This window comes from Enterococcus pingfangensis, assembly GCF_005405205.1.
In the GTDB taxonomy this organism is placed as follows: domain Bacteria; phylum Bacillota; class Bacilli; order Lactobacillales; family Enterococcaceae; genus Enterococcus_A; species Enterococcus_A pingfangensis.
Window position 1 is genome coordinate 130,523 of record NZ_BJDP01000007.1, and the last position, 17,888, is coordinate 148,410.

The window sequence follows — 17,888 nt, forward strand, 5'->3', positions numbered from 1 at the left end:
TTGGAAAGTATTTTTTATACTCGAATCGGAAATCGGCCGATTGTTTGCTCTTGCGGGTGAATCAATTGATAGATTTGATCCGCACGATATGTCAAAAAATGCTTTTCTTTTTCTTGCTGACCGATCTTTGCGGCTATCGGCAAAGAGACTTGTTTTTTTATCTGATTCAAATACTTCTGCCCTTGCTCTGTGAAACCTAAAATATGCAGCATTGAATTTTCTTGTTCCGCTTTTATCTCAGTGACTTTCACTTGCAGCAAAACATAGGTCAGCAGCCGTTGTAAGCGCGGTTTGGTGTAGCGTTTCGTACGGATTGTTTGCAAAAATCCAGCAAAATCCGGCGCCGCTTGTTCAACTAGCCGATGTTCTAAGCCTTCTGTCATTTGATAAATTTCTCGAAGATCTGCTAAAGAATTTGCTCGCAATTGGTAATTTAAATACGGCCAAAAATCTTCCCATGAGATTGCTGTCTGTTTGAGTTCTTGCAGCATTTCCCTTGGGACAAATGCCGCGACTTCTTCCTCACCCGCTAAAACGGCTTGCCTGATCCCGGTCGCACTGGCAAACTGATCAGCAGGTAATGTCTGATCATGATACCCTTGATCTTTTCGCGGCAATGGAAAGAGTTCCATCGGACGATTATAAGCCGCATTTTCTTTGGCATAACTTAACCCTAACAAATGATTTGGTGGGAAATTTTGCGCCTTCGGATACAATCGAGAGACGACTTCAGCCATTTTTTCAGGATAACTCCAACCGATCGGTAATTCGTGAAAAAGCTGATCAATCGCTGCTTTTTCTTCAATAAAAAAACGACCATAGCCGGCATAATCAAATACGGTGTCACTGTCTGTACCAAAACAGAGCGCATCACAATTTAATGCTTGTAAAAACTTGATGCTGCCTTTAGCGAAATAATCGGCAGATTGGACTGCCCACGCAAAGGGCAATTCGATCACAAGATCCACTCCATTTTGTAACGCCGTCTGGGCACGTGCCCACTTGTCGACGATCGCCGGCTCTCCTCGCTGCAAAAAATTCCCGCTCATCACGGCTACTACAACATCCGCGCCACTCAACTCGCGCGCCTTTTCCGCATGATAGCGATGCCCATTGTGAAAAGGATTGTACTCCACCACAATTCCGCAACTTCGCATCTTACTGCTCCTTTCTAATAACAAAAAAACCGAGATCGCTCTCGGCTATTTTTGACAGACAAAAAACCAGCGTTTACTTGTCTCATCAGGCTGTTCATCAGTGAAATCAGCAAAAACTTCAACGTTAAAGCCAACTTCCGTCAGCATTTTTTGATACCGTGCCAACGGATAAGTCCGTTCTTTGTGTAATTCATCGAATCGTTCAAACACTTCCCCTTCTTTTTTTACAAAGAAAGTCAAAAAGTGTTCGATACTATGCTCCTCTTCACCAGGATAACTATCCCACAAAAAAGCGAACTCTTCTGTCTGATCGTGAAAACTATACTCTGGGAAAACTTCATCGATCTGATACGTTGAATGGACATCAAAAATAAATGTTCCCGCTGTTTTTAATAACTGATAGACACCAGCAAAAACTTGTTTGACTTGCTGAGCATTTTGCATATAACAAAGCGAGTCAGAAAAACAAGTCACTGCCTGATACGTCCCAATGTCAGTCAGATCCAGCATATCGCCTGCGACCCAGTTGATCGCGACTTCCGCTTGGATCGCACGATCACTGGCTAGTGTCAACATTTCTTCTGATAAATCTAAGCCCGTTACTTCAAAGCCGTGCTCAGCAAAAGCAACAGCTAAGGCGCCTGTACCGCAAGCAAGTTCTAAAACTTGATTTGTTGATTCTGGCAAATGACGCAATGAAAAATCCAGCCACTGTTGATACAGCGTATCATCCATTACTTCGTCATAGACAAAAGCAAATGTTTCATAAGCCATTAGTCTAACCACGCCTCGATATTTTCAAGCGGTGCATCCGACCATAATTTTTCTAAATTATAAAATTCACGTTCAGAAGTGCTAAAGACATGGACGATCACATCGCCTAAGTCAATCAAGACCCATTTTCCGCCGTCTTTTCCTTCGACCCGTTTAACTTCAACTTGCGCTTCTTCTTCTTTATCCACGATCGCATCTACGATTGCATTGATTTGACGATCAGAATTTGCTGAACAAATCATAAAATAATCCGCCAACAATGAAACTTGTGATACATCCAATGCCACGATATCAGTCGCTCGTTTTGAATCGGCTGCCTTCACGGCAATTTCTAACATATTTTTACTTTCTATGATAATTCTCCTCCTTGTTATCTGAAACTACGCTTACTATTTTTATTCAAATGTTGTAAAAGTCTTATTCCAATCCGTACACCCAGCGATTATAAGTTTCCAGCGTTTTAGGATAAATGAGACTTTCGCTTTCAACTAAATGGGCCAATGTGTGTTTGGTTTCAAAGGCTACAGCTTGATCTAAATCACTAAATGCGATCACTCTTGCATCTTCAACTCCGGGAAAGTTTCTGCCAGGTTCGATATAATCGGCTACATAGATGATTTTAGCTAACAAAGACAACTCTGCCGCACCAGTAGTGTGCAACCGAATCGCATCTAAAATTTCTTCATCCGTAATAGCTAACTCACGCGCGACAAAATCAGCGCCCACAAGTCCGTGCCAAATGGCATTCCCGTATTTTAATAATTCGGTTTTATTTTCATAAGCACCTTGCTCGATTGCCAGCTGAAATTCTTCATCTGAGCGTTCTTTCGCATAATCATGCGTCAAAGCAGCGATACTCGCTTTTTCTGATGATGCGCCGAAACGTTCCGCTAAAGCGACAGCCGTTTCTTCAACACCTAAAACATGTTTGAAGCGCCGTTCGCTCATCCGCATCTGAACGGCTTGCATCAAGGCTTCACGTTCCATCGTCGTATAGTCAGCACTATAATTCATCAAGATACAATCCTTCTTCCGCAATATATTCTCGGACCCGTTCAGGCACTAGATAACGAATCGAGCACCCTTGTTTGACTTGTTTGCGAATATAAGAAGACGACAGCTGGATTTCAGGAACATCGACCCAAATAATCGGATAAGGGCTTTCTAATGTATAACCCGCTCTTTTGACGCCGACAAAATTGACAAGCTGTACCAGCTCCTCGATTCGATGCCATTTTGGCAAATAAGCCACTTCATCTCCCCCGATAATAAAATAATACTCTGTATCAGGATTTTCTGCTGTCATCTCCAACATCGTATCGATCGTGTAGCTCTTTCCTTTGCGGGCAAGTTCCCTTGTATCCACTGATAAAAAAGAATTGTCTTCAATCGCCAATTTGACCATTGCCAAACGATGCGTACTGTCAATGGTTTTCTTTTCATCTACATGAGGTGGTAAATAACTTGGCAACAGATGGACTTCATCAAATCCCATTTTTTGACCGACTTGTTCTGCGATCATTAAATGTGCTTGATGAATCGGATTAAAGTTCCCCCCTAGCAATCCCACCTGCTTTTTGGGCATTGTGTTAACTGTCATTGGTTTGACTTTAGGAATTGTTAAGACATCTTGATACACGCGTTATTCCTCCTTGTTTTTTTGCTGAAAAATTAAATGCTGCGAACTTCTTTTGAAATTCTTTGGTACTTTTCTTTGCTTGACGCTTTGTATAAAACTAATACTCGTCCGATGATCTGAACGACTTGGCAATTGATTTTTTCTTCTAAAATCCGTGCCACATCTTCCGCGATTTCATCGGTATTTTGTAGTAAATTGATCTTGATCAATTCTCTTTTTTCTAACGCCTCGGCGATTTGGATAATCACCGCATCATTAATCCCATTTTTACCAATTTGGAAAATTGGTTGTAAATGGTGCGCTTGACTGCGTAAAAAACGTTTTTGTTTTCCTCTTAATTCCATCGATACACCCCTTTTGAATCATACTTTTTAAACTAGTGCTTTACGAGTCAGAACATCGACGCCCTTAGGTGCCCAACCAGCAATCACTGCGGGTTTTGTCACTGTGACCCAGCCGAGTCCAGCAAAAACGACATCGGTTTTTTCTTTGATTGAAAATTCAAAACGGACCAATTCAGGAAAGTCTGCCACTTCGTCTGGACGCGGCGGCTGCAACAATCCACCAACGTGTTTTTCATAGAAAGCATCGGCTGTTTCCAGTTTCGTCCGATGCGGAGCGATATCATTTGAGACATAAGCAACAAACGATGCACGCTCGCCTTGAATGAAATCAAAACGAGCCAAGCCGCCTAAAAATAAGGTCTGACCAGCATTCAGCTGATAAACTTTCGGTTTGATTTCTTTATGCGGTGCAATGATTTTCAAATCTTTTTTACCAAGATAATGTGCCATCTGATGACGATGGATGATCCCCGGCGTATCAAAGAGATACTTGCCGTCATCTAACGGGATCTCGATCTTGTCTAACGTCGTCCCTGGGAACTGAGAAGTCGTGATCAAGTCTTGCACACCAGCTGTTTGTTTAATGATTTGATTGATCAAAGTCGATTTGCCGACATTCGTCACGCCGACTACATAAACATCGCGGCCGTTGCGGTATTCTTCGATCTTCTTCAACAATTCGTCCATCTCGTTTGGTTTGCGTGCGCTCGTCAATAAGATATCGACTGGGCGCAAGCCTTCTTCATGGGCACGTTCTCGCATCCATTGGGTCAAATGACCGCGTTTCAATGACTTCGGTAACAAATCAACTTTATTGCCGACTAATAACACCGGATTATCACCGACAAAGCGATGCAATCCCGGAATCAGCGAGCCGTTGAAATCAAAGATGTCTACCACGTTCACGATCAGAGCGTCGGCTTTTCCTAATTCATTCAATAAGCGTAAAAAATCATCATCGGTCAATGAAACATCTTGAATCTCATTGTAGTGCCGTAATCGAAAACAGCGCTGGCAATAAACTTCGCCGTTTGCAATACCTTTTTCTAAAGCCGATTGCGGCGTATAACCCAATTTATTGGGTTGTTCTGTTTGGATCTTTGCGCCGCAGCCGATACAAAATAATTCTTCTTCCATTATAATCCACTCTTCCATTTCATCTCAGGATCTTTACGCACTAACACATGCATCACACGACGTTCAAAAAAACGATTGATTCTTGTATTCCAACCATCCGTAGCTACGATTGGCTGCACGAGGATACTGCGGATACCAGCTGCACTCGCACCGCGAATATCTGTCATCACTTGGTCTCCAATCATGACGAGTTCATCTTCTGCCATACCCAGTTGTTCTTGAGCATTTTTTATTCCTACCGAAAAAGGTTTCATTGCCCGCGGAACAAAATCTAATTGAAAATTTTCTAACGCTTTTGCCACACGGCTAGCCTTGTTATTTGAAACGACGACTACCGGAATTCCCGCCTCATCCATCATTTTTAACCAATCGATCAGCTCTTTGGTTCCATTAGGATTGTTCCAAGCAATCAACGTATTGTCTAAATCCGTTAAGACCGCTTTGAACCCGTGAGCTTTCAATTGTTCCGGGGTTATTTGATAAATGGCTTCGACCATCCACGTTGGTTTGAATTTATCTAACATGGCAACTCCTATAACTTTATTTATACTTCTACAAAACCTGATTATAACGCAATTTTTTTGAAAACTCTACATTAGACTCCAAAGGTTTAAAAAAAGACTAGGCTTTCTTTGCCTAGTCTCATCCATTCTATAATACTTTTGATAAAAAATCGATCGTTCGAGCATTTTGCGGATGATCAAAAACCTCTTCCGGTGTTCCTTCTTCTACGATCACACCGCCATCCATAAAGATCACGCGATCGCCAACTTCTTTAGCAAAACCCATTTCGTGGGTGACGATCATCATCGTCATTCCCTCTTTAGCCAGCTGCTGCATTACTTCCAGTACATCACCGACCATTTCTGGATCAAGCGCTGAGGTCGGCTCATCAAACAACATCACATCTGGTTGCATCGCTAACGCTCGAGCAATCGCGATCCGTTGCTGCTGTCCACCAGAAAGCGATTGCGGATACGCATCGGCTTTTTCAGACAACCCGACTTTTTCCAGCAATTCCTTGGCGATTTTTATCGCATCACTTTTTGCCAATCCTTTAACTTTGATCGGTGATAACGCGATATTGTCTAAAACAGTCATATTAGGAAATAAATTGAATTGTTGGAACACCATCCCCATCTTTTCTCGTGTTTTAAAAATATCATTCTTTTTATCTGTGATATCGGTGCCTTCAAACTTGATTGTTCCTGACGTTGGGAGCTCTAATAAATTGACACAGCGTAAAAAGGTACTTTTACCTGAACCCGATGGTCCGATGATCACGACCACTTCGCCGGGCACGATCTCTGCTGATATGTCTTTAAGCACTTCGTTGTCGCCAAATTTCTTATTTAAATGTTCGATTTGAATCAATGCTTCTGTCATTATTTTCTCACCTCTCGCGTTATCTTTGGTATCCTTTTCCAAGCTTTTTCTCCCATAAATTAAGCAGACGTGAAGTGACGAAGGTCATCACAAAGTAAAGCGCCGCGGCGATAAAATAGGGTTCCAGTGGAATATAAGAATTTGAAATAACGATTTGAGCAGATCCCATCAATTCGTTGATTCCGATTGCTGTTAATAATGAAGAATCTTTGATCAAAGTGATAAACTCATTGCCTAATGGCGGTAAAATATTTCTCAATGCTTGCGGCAAAATAACATACCGCATCGTCTGGGCTGGACGCAATCCCAAAGAATGAGCCGCTTCGGTCTGTCCATAATTTACGGCAGTAATCCCGCCACGAATAATTTCTGCCACATAAGCACCAGAGTTTAGTGACAATACAATCATCCCTGGCAGCAAACGTCCTAGATCGACCGTTAAGACTCCTACAGCCAGATCTTTTGATGGAAACAATCCTTGTAAAACTAAAAAACCAATCATGATTTGCAATAACATCGGAGTGCCGCGAAGCACTTCGATGTAAATATTGGCTAACCAATTTAACGGTTTATGTTTAGAAATTTTTAAAAGAGCGATCGCTAATCCGATCAACGTCCCGAATATGACTGTAACGAGTGAAATAACTACTGTGATACCAGCACCAGAGGCAAAGTAAGACAAGTATTTATCTAAAAATGAAAAGTTCAATGCCGATTCCCTCTATTCTGCTGATTTTTCAGCCAGCTCGTGATTTGTTTGGACGTATTCATCGATCTTGCCTTCATCACTTAATTTTTTGATGATTTTGTTCAATTCTGTTTGCAATTCATCACTGCCTTTTGGTAATGCAATCGCAAATGCTTCATCTGCGGATGGTTCCAAATCGATGTCAGCGATCATCAATTCTGGGTTTTGTTGGACATAAGATTCCGCGATCGTTTTTTCTACAACCATCGCATCTAATGAACCGCTGTTGACTTCCACTACCATGTTCGGTACTTTTTCAATTGAAACAAGTTTTGCATCTTTGATTTGTGTTTTCACGATGTCTTCTTGGATCGAACCTTTTTGTGCACCGACATTTTTATCTTTTAATGTAGCCAGACTGGTGAATGTTCCTTCATTTTTTTTGTTGATGATCATGACTTGTGGCGGATTGTAATAGTTGTCGGTAAAGTCAAATTGTTCTTTCCGCTCTGCAGTTGCTGAGATCGCCGAAATCGCGATGTCAGATTTTCCTTCTTTCAATGAAGCTAACACAGTATTGAAGCTCATATCAGATATTTCTGCTTTGACGCCTAACTCTTTGGCGATTTCATTCACTAAATCGATGTCAGCTCCAACGATTTTATCTTTGCCGTCTACCATTGTATGGAACTCAAACGGTGCATAGTCAGCTGATGTCGCAACTTTCAATACGCCTGCTTCTTTAATTGCTGCTAATTGATCTGTTGTTTTTTCTGCTGATGAATCAGCTGTCTCATCACTGCCTCCGCCACATGCTGCTAAAGTAATCAGTGCTACTACTGTCATAACTAAGCCGGTAATCTTTTTCATCCTGTTTCCTCCTAAATATTCTGTAAAATTCAATCTTCCAAAAATAGCCGGATTTTCATTCCATCTATTAGTTTACTTGCTGTTTTAGCAGACCGCAAACTAACAGCTTATTTTCGGAAAGTTTTTTCATGAATCTATTATAGCATGGATTCTTCATAAAACAAGCATTTTTGTATAAATATTTAAAATACATTGGATATCTAATTGTATATTGCATATATCCAGTCGATATATGTATAAATATTTTAATCTCCCGCACTTTGAGTTAATTGATTGTTGGTGTCGACCATTTTCTCAATCGCCCCTGCAGCTTTTAGTTCTTTGATTTGTTTATTCAGTTCCTTCACTAATTTTTCATTGCCTTTTGGAACCGCGATACACAATGAATCTTCTTTCATACTTTTCAATGAAATGTCTGCGATCATCAATTCCGGATTCTTATTAACATACGCATCTGCAACAGTTTTTTCAACGACCAATCCATCTAATGAACCATTCTTCACTTCGACAAAAATATTGGGAAGTTTTTCAATCGATACTAATTTAGCATCTTTTATTTGCTGCTTTACAATGTTTTCTTGAATCGTGCCTTTTTGTGCACCGACTTGTTTATCCGCCAACTGTTCGATTGAAGTGAATTGATCCGCAGACTGCTTATTGATGACGATCACTTGCGGCGAAGTATAGTAATCCGTAGTGAAATCAAAACTCTTCTCACGCTCGCTCGTAGCTGAGATCGCAGAAACAGCGATGTCGGCTTTACCTTCTTTAGCCGCTGCTAAAACTGCATTAAAACTCATATCCACCCAATCAACTTTTACATCCATTTTTTTGGCGATTGCTTCCATCATTTCAATATCAGCCCCGACGATTTTATCTTTGCCATCGATCGTCGTATGGAATCCAAATGGCGCATAATCTGGTGAAGTCGCTACTTTGATGACATCTTTTTCTTGGATCGTGTCTAATTTATCCGCTTCTTCTTTGTTGCCGCATGCTGTTAATCCTAATAAAATCAATCCCGCTAATACAAACTTCAAACTTGTTTTCATAGACTTCCCTCCGAATACTTTTTTCAAGTATAGCATATTATTTCAATAATTCTATATTTTTATGTATAATTATTTACAAAAACCAAATTAAGCGTATAAAAAAAGACGGCAAATGCCGTCGCTGAAACTTAAAACTTGCGAAACCGTTGATATCGTTTTTCAATCAATTCTTCGCTAGAATACTTCGCGAGCTCCGTAATTTTCTCGATCAGTGCTTTTTTCAACAGCTGAATAACTTTATCTTCACTAATTTTTTCCCCATTCAGCGTTTCAGGGATCACGCGATCAATGACAGCTAGTTCCAACAGTTCGGCCGCAGTGATTTTCATCAATTCAGCCGCTTCATTCGCCCGCTTGCCATCTTTCCAAAGAATCGAAGCGAATCCTTCGGGTGAAAGGATCGCGTAGATGCTGTATTCCATCATCCAGACTTCATCTGCAAGCGCTAAAGCCAAAGCCCCGCCGCTGCCGCCTTCTCCAGTGATGATTGAAATGATCGGAACTCGCAAATCAGACATTTCCAGCAAATTGCGTGCGATTGCTTCGCCTTCTCCTCGCTCTTCTGCTTCGACTCCGCAGAACGCTCCTGGCGTATTGACCAGACAGATCACTGGCCGCCGAAATTTTTCGGCTTGTTTCATCAATCGCAGTGCTTTACGATACCCTTCAGGATTCGGCTGACCAAAATTGCGCTGCATATTTTCTTTCAGATCTGCCCCTTTTTGGATCCCGATGACGGTAACCGGCTTGTCCGCGAGTTTGGCTACTCCGCCAACAATCGCCGGGTCATCCCCGTACAAACGATCGCCGTGAAATTCTTGAAAGTCGGTAAAGACCTTTTCAAAATAATCCAAACTAGTTAAACGTTCTTGATGTCTGGCTAATTTTACGATTTCTCCAGCAGTTAGACTCATTCCTCACACCAGCCTTTCTGTTGATGAACTGCGAGCAATTGGGTCAAACGTTCTCGCAAAGCCGTTCTGTGAACGATTTGATCGATAAAGCCGTGTTGCAGTAAAAATTCGGCTTTTTGAAAATCATCCGGCAACTGTTGCCGGATTGTCTGTTCGATTACACGGCGTCCAGCAAAACCAACTAACGTCTGCGGTTCAGCTAAAATAATGTCCCCTTCCATCGCGAAACTGGCGGTTACACCGCCCGTCGTTGGATCGGTCAAGACCGTAATATAAAGTAACCCTGCAGTGCTGTGACGTTTTACCGCTGCTGAAATTTTTGCCATCTGCATCAATGAAAAAATTCCTTCTTGCATCCGCGCACCGCCTGAAGCGGTGAATAAGATTACTGGTAATTTTTCAATCGTCGCTTTTTCAAAAAGCCGAGTGATTTTTTCACCAACGACGGTCCCCATGCTCCCCATAATAAAATTGGCATCCATCACGCCGATTCCTACTGGCTGGTTATTGATCGTTGCTTTGCCCGTCAGCACTGCCTCATCCAATCCCGTTTTTTCTTTGACACTGGCGATCTTGGCTGAATAGTCAGGAAAATCGATAGGATTCTTCTGTTCCAACTGATTGTCCCAATCGATAAAACTTTTTTCATCGATCGTCAAAGCTAAACGTTCCCAAGCGCTGATCCGGAAACTATAGCCGCAGTGCGGACAAACTTTTTCAGCCCGAATTTCTTTTTTATATAAGGTCCGTTTGCAATTGGGACATTTTGCCCACATATCATCAGGAACTTGCGGTTTTGTCGTTGGTCCACTGTCGCGGTTAGGATTGATCCGAATGTAGTTTTTTTTCTTATTAAAAAGGCCCACCTAAATTCCTCCTACTCGCTTTGTTGCCACTCAGGTAAAAATGTTTTTTGTAAAAAACTGGTATCATAATCGCCGAACAAAACATTCGGATGCCCGATCAGATCCATTTGAAATTCCACGTTTGTAACGACACCATCTGAGACAAATTCTCCTAGCGCGCGCTGCATCTTCATCAATGCATCAAAACGATCTTCACCGTGAACGATGATCTTAGCAATCATTGAATCATAATACGGCGGGATTGTTACTCCGCTGTACATCGCGCTGTCTACCCGCAGACCTAAACCGCCGCTAGGCAACAACAATGTTTTGATTTTGCCTGGTGAGGGGGCAAAGTCGAACGCTGGATTTTCAGCATTGATTCGGCACTCGATAGAATGTCCTTTAAATTCGATTTCTGATTGCTCTAAGCCTAACGGTTCTCCGGCAGCGACCTTGATTTGTTTTTTTACGATATCGATCCCAGTGATCATCTCAGTGATTGGATGCTCTACTTGGATTCGGGTATTCATTTCCATAAAATAAAAATCACCTGCTTCATCACGTAAAAACTCGATCGTTCCGGCACTTTCGTAGTTGACCGCTTTTCCAGCTTTGACGGCGATTTCGCCTAACATCGCTCGTGTTTCTTCGCCAATCACCACAGAAGGTGCTTCTTCTAATACTTTTTGATTGTTTCGTTGCAATGAGCAATCTCGTTCGCCTAAGTGAATGACATTGCCTTGTTGATCACCTAATATTTGGACTTCGATGTGGCGCGCTGGATAAATGATTTTCTCCAGATACATCGCATCGTCGCCAAAAGCCGCTTTTGCTTCTGATTTAGCCGATAAGAAATGCTGCTCAAGTTCGCTTTTGCTTGGTACTTTGCGAATCCCTTTGCCGCCGCCGCCTGCTGCCGCTTTCAACATCACCGGATAACCGATTTTATCAGCTAACTTTTCTGCTTCGGCTAATGTATTGATTGCTCCATCACTGCCGGGAATGACTGGGACTCCTGCGGCTTTCATTAATTGACGGGCGTGGATCTTGTTGCCCATCGCATCAATCGTTTTTTCAGTGGGTCCGATAAATTTAATGTTACACTCAGCACACATCGTTGCAAACAAACTATTTTCTGATAAAAAACCAAAACCTGGATGGATCGCCTCCGCATTTGTGACGATCGCTGCACTCAAAATTCCCTGCATATTCAAATAGGAATCGATTGAGCGCGCCGGACCGATACAAATCGCTTCATCTGCCATCTCAGTGTGGAGCGCTTCTTTGTCTGCCTCAGAATAAACCGCAACTGTCTGAATTCCTAATTCACGACAGGCACGGATGATTCGTACAGCAATCTCGCCGCGATTGGCGATTAATATTTTTGAAAACATCGACATCTATCCAATCATAAAAGTTAATTCTGCTTCGGCTACTTTTTTGCCATCGACATAAGCGATCCCTTTGCCGCAGCCAGCCGCTGAACGAACTTTTGTTAATTCTACTTCTAAAAGCAGTGTGTCTCCTGGAACAACTTTTTTGCGAAACTTCGCTTTATCGATCCCGCCAAAATATGCCGTTTTTCCTTTGAACTCATCCATTGATAATAAAGCGACGGCTCCGGCTTGCGCCATTGCTTCAACGATCAATACGCCAGGCATAACTGGTTCATGAGGAAAGTGCCCTTGGAAAAATGGTTCGTTGACAGAGACGTTTTTCTTTGCTGTGATGCTTTTTCCGGCTTCTAATTCTTCCACGCGATCAATCAACAACATTGGATAGCGATGCGGGATGATTTCTTTGATTTCTTCAATTGTTAACATTTTTTCCTCCTAATACCTGCTACTAATTTTTCTATAACTATATCAACCAATCCGAAATAGCGGTTGGCCGTATTCTACGACATCTTCATTTTCGACTAAAATCTCAGTAATCGTTCCGTCAAATTCACTGGTGATTTCGTTCAATAACTTCATCGCTTCGATGATACAAACTGTTTCACCTTGTTTGACCGGATCGCCGATTGATTTATAAGCCGCTTGTTCTGGCGATGGTTGCAAATAGACGATTCCTACGATTGGAGAAGTGATCACTTTTCCTTCCTCAACAACAGGTGCTGCTTCTTCTGAAACTGCTGGACTCGGTGCGGCTGGTGCGGCTACCGATTCCTGTACAGTTGCAGGTGCCATATGTTGACGACTCGTCTGATTTTTATTCATGTATAATTCAAAACTGCCTTCTTTCAAATCGAATTCAGTTAGACTCGAATCATCAAACTGATGCAGCAGTTCTTTGACTTCTTTGATTTCCATTTTTTAGTCCTCCCAGCGCTTCAAACAGATCACTGCGTTGTGACCGCCAAAACCTAGAGAATTACTTACAGCGTAATTGACTGGTGTTTCTTTCGCTTTATTCACAACAACATTTGCTTTGATTTCCGGATCTATTTCTTGGATATTGACGGTCGGTGGAATGAATTGATGCTGGATCGCCAATAATGACGCGATTGCTTCGACACCGCCGGCTCCACCCAATAAATGGCCCGTCAGTGATTTTGTACTGCTGACATAAGCATGTTCTGTCAGTGCTGACTCGATCGCCTTGCTTTCTGCTTTGTCATTTGCTTGAGTACTTGTGCCGTGCGCATTCACATAATCCACCTCAGCAGGGTCGATTCCGGCTTCTTTAACAGCTTCTTTGATCGCTCTTGCCGCGCCTTCTCCATCTGGCGAAGGTGCCGTCATATGATACGCATCACACGTAGCGCCATAACCTACGATTTCGCCAAGAATTTTTGCGCCGCGTTTTTGTGCGTGGTCTAGTGATTCTAAGACTAAGATCCCGGCACCTTCTCCCATGACAAAACCATTTCGTTCGGTATCAAATGGGATTGAAGCCCGTTCAGGATCTGTTGAAGTGCTCAGTGCAGTCAGCGAAGCAAAGCCTGAGATACCAATCTTATTGATACAAGACTCAGCTCCGCCGGCGATGATCACATCGGAGTAACCATGTTTGATATTGCGGAAAGCTTCACCGATCGAGTGTGTTCCACTAGCACAAGCTGTGACTGTGCTCGTACAAATGCCTTTTGCTCCAATCCGCAATGCGACATTCCCCGCCGCCATATTTACGATAGCTAAAGGCACAAACATCGGCGAGACACGACCTGGGCCTTTGGCGTCCATTTTCAAGACTTGATCTTGGATCGTGCCTAGGCCGCCAACGCCAGAGCCGATCATCACGCCAAAGCGTTCCATATCTTCTGCCGCAGTATCGATTCCGCTCATTTCTAATGCTTCAAGCGCCGAATAGATCGCATAAAGCGAATAAGTTTCCATTCGTTTCGTATCTTTTTTTATAAAATATTTTTCTAAAGGGAAATCTTTGACTTCTGCCGCCAGCGTGATACCTGTTTGGCTGGCATCAAAACGAGTGATGGGACCAAACCCATGATTTCCTTCTTTTAAATTCTTTAAAAATGTTTCTTCATCATTTCCGATCGGCGAGGCAACACCAAAGCCTGTAATTACGACACGATTCATATTTTTCCGTCCTTTCTTTACATGACCATTCCGCCATCAACATTCAATACTTGCCCTGTGATGTAACTGTTTTGTGCTAAAAATAACGCGGCACTTGCGACATCTGCCACACTGCCAAAACATTTCAGCGGAATTTGCCCTTCCATTTGTTCTTTAACTTTATCAGTTAGTCCATCTGTCATATCAGTTTTGATAAATCCCGGAGCGATCGCATTGCATGTGATCCCCCGCGGAGCGACTTCTCGTGCGACCGCTTTTGTAAAACCGATCACGCCGGCTTTACTTGCCGCATAATTACTTTGTCCGGCGTTTCCGATCAAACCTACGACACTAGAAAGATTGATGATCACACCTGCGCGTTTTTTCATCATCTTTTTTAGAACTTGCTGTGTCATGTTGAAGGTTCCCTTCAGATTGATATCCATGACAGCATCAAAATCTTCTGGTTTCATCCGCAACAGTAATTGATCTTTAGTGATCCCCGCATTGTTGATCAAGATATCGATCGAGCCGATAGACTCTTCACATTCCTTGATCATGTTTCCCGCTTCAGCAAACGAACTGATGTCGCCGCAAATACTGACACACTTTACGCCGAATGCTTCAATCGCTGCGATTTTTTCAGTAGAGATTGTTTTCCGGCCGTTCAATACGATATTTGCTCCCGCTCGCGCGAACGCTTGTGCTATCCCCCAGCCGATTCCGCGACTACTGCCGGTAATAAATACCGTTTTATTTGTTAATTCCATTCGGGCCCCCTGTTTCATAGTGAGAAATTTATTTTCCAAGAAAAATGCAGCTATCTTTATACGTATATTTTTTTAAGTAAAAAGCAGAACTAGCTTAAAAAGTGGATCGTCTCTGTTAGAGTTTTGCTATCTTCTACTCGGCTAGTTGTTAACGAGCGATCAATTTTTTTAATGAAACCGCTAAGTGTTTTCCCTGGACCAATCTCGACGATTTGCGAGATCCCTAATTCTTTCAATGTTTCAATACTGTCACTAAAACGAACTGGCGACATGACTTGTTTAGTCAATAACTCGATAATCTCAGCTTGCGGCATGATTTTAGCTGTGGTATTAGAGATTACCGGGATCTGCATTTTTTCAAATGCAATCGTCTGCAAGACTTCATTCAATCGTCTGCTTGCCGGCTCTAATAAAGCTGTGTGGAATGGTCCGCTGACATTTAAAGGAATCAGCCGTTTTGTTCCAGCGGCTTGTAATAATTCGACTGCCTTTTCAACAGCTGCCGCTTCGCCGCCGATCACGATTTGCTGCGGTGTATTATAATTGGCTGGTGAAACGATTCCAAGCACCGAAGCTTGTTTGCAACAATCTTCGATCACGTCTGCGGCTGTGTTCAGCACTGCGACCATTTTTCCGCTGCCAGTCGGCGCTGCTTCACTCATAAACTGACCGCGTTTATGAACCAGCTGGACCGCCTCGCCAAATGTTAGTGCGCCAGAAGCGACCAACGCGGTGTACTCGCCTAAACTCAACCCCGCTACGACATCTGCTTGATGACCGTTAGCCGTTAAGACTCGTAAAAAAGCAGTACTGACTGTTAAAATTGCCGGTTGGGTATATTTTGTTTCATTAAGTTGGTCATTTTCTGTGAAACACAAATCTTCCATCGAAAAACCAAGCAAATCACTGGCTTCTTCAAATGTTTCTTTCACGATTTTTTCTTGCTGGTACAACTCTTTGCCCATTCCGCTATACTGAGTGCCCTGTCCGCTGAACAAGAATGCTGTTTTCATGATTGTCTCCTAATAGCAGGAAAGGCCAGGCCTCACGCCTAGCCTTTTCCCGAAATTTTATTAATTAAGCGTTTTGTTTCTCAACATATTCAACTAAATCTTTCACAGTTGTGATGCCGTCTTCTGTTTCGATTTTCACATCAAATTCGTCTTCGATCTCGTTGATGATTTGGAATAGATCTAAGCTGTCTGCTTCAAGATCTTCTTGGATGTTAGTTTCCAATTTCACTTCTTCTTTTTCTACTCCTAATTCTTCTACAATAATGTCTTGGATTTTTTCGAATGTCATAAGTTGGTTCCTCCGATAATTTTAAGTTTTAATTTTATATTTTTAACAAACTTATAGCTGGATCAGCAGGTTGCCCCAAGCTAAACCGCCGCCATAGCCTGTCAATACTATTTTTTGTCCCCCATTTAAAGATAAACGATTCGTTTCAACGAGTTCATCCAATAAAATTGGGATACTCGCCGCTGAGGTGTTCCCATACTTCATTAAATTCATCGGGAATTTTTCAATCGGCTCGCCCATTTTACGAGCGATTTTTTCAATGATTCGCTTATTTGCCTGATGCAGCAGATAATAATCAACTGACTCATCACAAACAAATTCTTTCAAACTTTTCGTTACGTCATTCAAGGCGAAATTCCAGATACCGCGGCCGTCCATTGCTAAAGCCGTGTCGGTCTCTGATTCTTCATGGAAGATATTTTTATTGGCACGAAAACCGGCAGTCAACGCCTTGGCTTGTTTACCATCTGCTCGCAACATTTGCTTTATAATAGAAGGTTCTTCACCCGCTTCTAGTAAAACACCTGCTGCGCCATCTCCGAAAAGGACAGCTGACGAGCGATCATGCCAATCCAACAGCTTTGAAGTCTTCTCGCCGCCGATCACGATGCCCCGCTGCATTCCGCCGCGGATAAAGTTTTCAGCCGTCGCTAACGCATAAACAAATCCTGCACAGGCAGCTGCTACGTCAAACGCCATCGCTTGTTCTGCACCAATCTGTCCTTGGACCTGGCAGGCGACCGATGGTGAAGTATAATCAGGCGACATCGTAGCTACGATAATGAAATCTAAACTCATAGGATCAATCGCCGCTTTTTCCACCAATTTTTTCGCGACTTGCCCACACATATCTGAAGTGTTTTCGCCTTCTGCGATATGGCGTTGTTCAATGCCCGTCCGTGATTGGATCCATTCATCTGAAGTATCCATCCACTCAGTCAAGTCATCATTTGTCACGACTTTTTGCGGCAAGTAACGGGCTGTCGCGATTATTTTCCCAAAACTCCTACTCATTTGATCCCCTCTAAGTAGCTATATAGATTCACTAGCGCTTTAAGAAAGACCTCTTGTTCCTCCGCATTCAAATCTTTGATGGCACTTTTGACCATTTCATGATGAAAATGCTGATGGATCCGAAAGACTAGCCGGCCTTTTTTGGTCAAACCTAATTTGACTACGCGCCGGTCATCTTCACTGCGGATCCGTTCGACATAGCCTTTTTTCACTAGTCGGTTGATCGATGTCGTGAGTGTTCCGACGGTCACTAGCAATTCTCTAGCCACTTCAGTCGTCGTCTTCTTCTTGTACATCCCGATTGCATCAATGGTATGCATTTCTGTAATCGTTAAATCGCTGAATTGTGATTTCTTTAGTTCGTTTTCTTCAATCGATAAAACATCGTTGAAAATTGAAACCAAATAGGTATTTAATTCTTCCCAGTTTTTTTCCATGTCATCACCTAATTAGTTTGATTATCAAATCATTT

Annotated in this window: 23 protein-coding genes; all 23 read right to left on the reverse strand. The window is 42.5% G+C overall.

Annotated elements, in window-relative coordinates:
* Positions 1-14 precede the first annotated feature (14 nt).
* Positions 15-1,157, reverse strand: a complete 1,143-nt coding sequence (locus tag FFM63_RS05745; RefSeq protein ID WP_137609368.1) for a nucleotidyltransferase — start codon at positions 1,155-1,157, stop codon at positions 15-17.
* Positions 1,158-1,202: 45 nt separating this feature from the next.
* Positions 1,203-1,931 carry a class I SAM-dependent DNA methyltransferase gene (locus tag FFM63_RS05750; protein WP_137609369.1) on the reverse strand — a complete coding sequence of 243 codons (729 nt, stop codon included), beginning with the start codon at positions 1,929-1,931 and terminating at the stop codon, positions 1,203-1,205.
* The gene (gene rsfS / locus FFM63_RS05755; RefSeq protein WP_280531853.1) at positions 1,931-2,287 is read right to left on the reverse strand and encodes a ribosome silencing factor; all 357 of its coding nucleotides are present in this window, start codon (positions 2,285-2,287) and stop codon (positions 1,931-1,933) included. Before rsfS ends, FFM63_RS05750 begins: the two co-directional genes overlap by 1 nt.
* Positions 2,288-2,348: 61 nt before the next feature.
* Complete coding sequence (gene yqeK / locus FFM63_RS05760; RefSeq protein WP_137609433.1) at positions 2,349-2,945, reverse strand: bis(5'-nucleosyl)-tetraphosphatase (symmetrical) YqeK; 597 nt, start codon at positions 2,943-2,945, stop codon at positions 2,349-2,351.
* A complete protein-coding gene (locus FFM63_RS05765) occupies positions 2,935-3,570 on the reverse strand; it encodes a nicotinate-nucleotide adenylyltransferase (protein ID WP_137609371.1) in 636 nt (211 codons plus the stop codon). Before FFM63_RS05765 ends, yqeK begins: the two co-directional genes overlap by 11 nt.
* 32 nt (positions 3,571-3,602) lie before the next feature.
* Complete coding sequence (gene yhbY / locus FFM63_RS05770) at positions 3,603-3,914, reverse strand: ribosome assembly RNA-binding protein YhbY (protein ID WP_137609372.1); 312 nt, start codon at positions 3,912-3,914, stop codon at positions 3,603-3,605.
* A 27-nt stretch (positions 3,915-3,941) separates the two neighbouring features.
* Positions 3,942-5,051 carry a ribosome biogenesis GTPase YqeH gene (yqeH, locus tag FFM63_RS05775; protein ID WP_137609373.1) on the reverse strand — a complete coding sequence of 370 codons (1,110 nt, stop codon included), beginning with the start codon at positions 5,049-5,051 and terminating at the stop codon, positions 3,942-3,944.
* Complete coding sequence (locus FFM63_RS05780) at positions 5,051-5,575, reverse strand: YqeG family HAD IIIA-type phosphatase (protein WP_137609374.1); 525 nt, start codon at positions 5,573-5,575, stop codon at positions 5,051-5,053. Before FFM63_RS05780 ends, yqeH begins: the two co-directional genes overlap by 1 nt.
* A gap of 127 nt (positions 5,576-5,702) precedes the next feature.
* Positions 5,703-6,437 carry an amino acid ABC transporter ATP-binding protein gene (locus FFM63_RS05785; RefSeq protein WP_137609375.1) on the reverse strand — a complete coding sequence of 245 codons (735 nt, stop codon included), beginning with the start codon at positions 6,435-6,437 and terminating at the stop codon, positions 5,703-5,705.
* Positions 6,438-6,456: 19 nt separating this feature from the next.
* Positions 6,457-7,146, reverse strand: a complete 690-nt coding sequence (locus FFM63_RS05790; protein ID WP_137609376.1) for an amino acid ABC transporter permease — start codon at positions 7,144-7,146, stop codon at positions 6,457-6,459.
* Between the two features lie 12 nt (positions 7,147-7,158).
* The gene (locus tag FFM63_RS05795; protein ID WP_137609377.1) at positions 7,159-7,995 is read right to left on the reverse strand and encodes a transporter substrate-binding domain-containing protein; all 837 of its coding nucleotides are present in this window, start codon (positions 7,993-7,995) and stop codon (positions 7,159-7,161) included.
* 245 nt (positions 7,996-8,240) lie between these two features.
* The gene (locus tag FFM63_RS05800; protein WP_137609378.1) at positions 8,241-9,047 is read right to left on the reverse strand and encodes a transporter substrate-binding domain-containing protein; all 807 of its coding nucleotides are present in this window, start codon (positions 9,045-9,047) and stop codon (positions 8,241-8,243) included.
* Between the two features lie 128 nt (positions 9,048-9,175).
* Positions 9,176-9,961: an acetyl-CoA carboxylase carboxyl transferase subunit alpha gene (locus tag FFM63_RS05805; RefSeq protein ID WP_137609379.1), complete on the reverse strand. Its 786-nt coding sequence runs from the start codon at positions 9,959-9,961 to the stop codon at positions 9,176-9,178.
* Positions 9,958-10,827 carry an acetyl-CoA carboxylase, carboxyltransferase subunit beta gene (accD, locus tag FFM63_RS05810; protein ID WP_137609380.1) on the reverse strand — a complete coding sequence of 290 codons (870 nt, stop codon included), beginning with the start codon at positions 10,825-10,827 and terminating at the stop codon, positions 9,958-9,960. Before accD ends, FFM63_RS05805 begins: the two co-directional genes overlap by 4 nt.
* A gap of 11 nt (positions 10,828-10,838) precedes the next feature.
* On the reverse strand, positions 10,839-12,203 hold the full coding sequence (locus FFM63_RS05815) for an acetyl-CoA carboxylase biotin carboxylase subunit (RefSeq protein WP_137609381.1): 1,365 nt from the start codon (positions 12,201-12,203) through the stop codon (positions 10,839-10,841).
* A gap of 6 nt (positions 12,204-12,209) precedes the next feature.
* The gene (fabZ, locus tag FFM63_RS05820) at positions 12,210-12,632 is read right to left on the reverse strand and encodes a 3-hydroxyacyl-ACP dehydratase FabZ (protein ID WP_137609382.1); all 423 of its coding nucleotides are present in this window, start codon (positions 12,630-12,632) and stop codon (positions 12,210-12,212) included.
* A 42-nt stretch (positions 12,633-12,674) separates the two neighbouring features.
* Positions 12,675-13,121, reverse strand: a complete 447-nt coding sequence (accB, locus tag FFM63_RS05825) for an acetyl-CoA carboxylase biotin carboxyl carrier protein (protein WP_137609383.1) — start codon at positions 13,119-13,121, stop codon at positions 12,675-12,677.
* Positions 13,122-13,124: 3 nt separating this feature from the next.
* Complete coding sequence (fabF, locus tag FFM63_RS05830; protein WP_137609384.1) at positions 13,125-14,351, reverse strand: beta-ketoacyl-ACP synthase II; 1,227 nt, start codon at positions 14,349-14,351, stop codon at positions 13,125-13,127.
* A gap of 17 nt (positions 14,352-14,368) precedes the next feature.
* Positions 14,369-15,100 carry a 3-oxoacyl-[acyl-carrier-protein] reductase gene (fabG, locus tag FFM63_RS05835; protein ID WP_137609385.1) on the reverse strand — a complete coding sequence of 244 codons (732 nt, stop codon included), beginning with the start codon at positions 15,098-15,100 and terminating at the stop codon, positions 14,369-14,371.
* An 89-nt stretch (positions 15,101-15,189) separates the two neighbouring features.
* A complete protein-coding gene (gene fabD, locus FFM63_RS05840) occupies positions 15,190-16,113 on the reverse strand; it encodes an ACP S-malonyltransferase (protein WP_137609386.1) in 924 nt (307 codons plus the stop codon).
* 64 nt (positions 16,114-16,177) lie between these two features.
* A complete protein-coding gene (locus FFM63_RS05845) occupies positions 16,178-16,402 on the reverse strand; it encodes an acyl carrier protein (RefSeq protein ID WP_137609387.1) in 225 nt (74 codons plus the stop codon).
* A 51-nt stretch (positions 16,403-16,453) separates the two neighbouring features.
* Positions 16,454-17,416 carry a beta-ketoacyl-ACP synthase III gene (locus tag FFM63_RS05850; protein ID WP_137609388.1) on the reverse strand — a complete coding sequence of 321 codons (963 nt, stop codon included), beginning with the start codon at positions 17,414-17,416 and terminating at the stop codon, positions 16,454-16,456.
* Positions 17,413-17,853 carry a fatty acid biosynthesis transcriptional regulator FabT gene (gene fabT / locus FFM63_RS05855; RefSeq protein ID WP_137609389.1) on the reverse strand — a complete coding sequence of 147 codons (441 nt, stop codon included), beginning with the start codon at positions 17,851-17,853 and terminating at the stop codon, positions 17,413-17,415. Before fabT ends, FFM63_RS05850 begins: the two co-directional genes overlap by 4 nt.
* Positions 17,854-17,888: the final 35 nt, after the last annotated feature.

Excerpts from the sequence above, each read along its gene's own strand:
- FFM63_RS05745 (WP_137609368.1), bottom strand. The coding sequence starts at position 1,157 with ATGCGAAGTTGCGGAATTGTGGTGGAGTACAATCCTTTTCACAATGGG.
- FFM63_RS05750 (WP_137609369.1), bottom strand. The coding sequence starts at position 1,931 with ATGGCTTATGAAACATTTGCTTTTGTCTATGACGAAGTAATGGATGAT.
- yqeK (WP_137609433.1), bottom strand. The coding sequence starts at position 2,945 with ATGAATTATAGTGCTGACTATACGACGATGGAACGTGAAGCCTTGATG.
- yhbY (WP_137609372.1), bottom strand. The coding sequence starts at position 3,914 with ATGGAATTAAGAGGAAAACAAAAACGTTTTTTACGCAGTCAAGCGCAC.
- yqeH (WP_137609373.1), bottom strand. The coding sequence starts at position 5,051 with ATGGAAGAAGAATTATTTTGTATCGGCTGCGGCGCAAAGATCCAAACA.
- FFM63_RS05780 (WP_137609374.1), bottom strand. The coding sequence starts at position 5,575 with ATGTTAGATAAATTCAAACCAACGTGGATGGTCGAAGCCATTTATCAA.
- FFM63_RS05785 (WP_137609375.1), bottom strand. The coding sequence starts at position 6,437 with ATGACAGAAGCATTGATTCAAATCGAACATTTAAATAAGAAATTTGGC.
- FFM63_RS05795 (WP_137609377.1), bottom strand. The coding sequence starts at position 7,995 with ATGAAAAAGATTACCGGCTTAGTTATGACAGTAGTAGCACTGATTACT.
- FFM63_RS05800 (WP_137609378.1), bottom strand. The coding sequence starts at position 9,047 with ATGAAAACAAGTTTGAAGTTTGTATTAGCGGGATTGATTTTATTAGGA.
- FFM63_RS05805 (WP_137609379.1), bottom strand. The coding sequence starts at position 9,961 with ATGAGTCTAACTGCTGGAGAAATCGTAAAATTAGCCAGACATCAAGAA.
- FFM63_RS05815 (WP_137609381.1), bottom strand. The coding sequence starts at position 12,203 with ATGTTTTCAAAAATATTAATCGCCAATCGCGGCGAGATTGCTGTACGA.
- fabZ (WP_137609382.1), bottom strand. The coding sequence starts at position 12,632 with ATGTTAACAATTGAAGAAATCAAAGAAATCATCCCGCATCGCTATCCA.
- accB (WP_137609383.1), bottom strand. The coding sequence starts at position 13,121 with ATGGAAATCAAAGAAGTCAAAGAACTGCTGCATCAGTTTGATGATTCG.
- fabF (WP_137609384.1), bottom strand. The coding sequence starts at position 14,351 with ATGAATCGTGTCGTAATTACAGGCTTTGGTGTTGCCTCGCCGATCGGA.
- fabG (WP_137609385.1), bottom strand. The coding sequence starts at position 15,100 with ATGGAATTAACAAATAAAACGGTATTTATTACCGGCAGTAGTCGCGGA.
- fabD (WP_137609386.1), bottom strand. The coding sequence starts at position 16,113 with ATGAAAACAGCATTCTTGTTCAGCGGACAGGGCACTCAGTATAGCGGA.
- FFM63_RS05845 (WP_137609387.1), bottom strand. The coding sequence starts at position 16,402 with ATGACATTCGAAAAAATCCAAGACATTATTGTAGAAGAATTAGGAGTA.
- FFM63_RS05850 (WP_137609388.1), bottom strand. The coding sequence starts at position 17,416 with ATGAGTAGGAGTTTTGGGAAAATAATCGCGACAGCCCGTTACTTGCCG.
- fabT (WP_137609389.1), bottom strand. The coding sequence starts at position 17,853 with ATGGAAAAAAACTGGGAAGAATTAAATACCTATTTGGTTTCAATTTTC.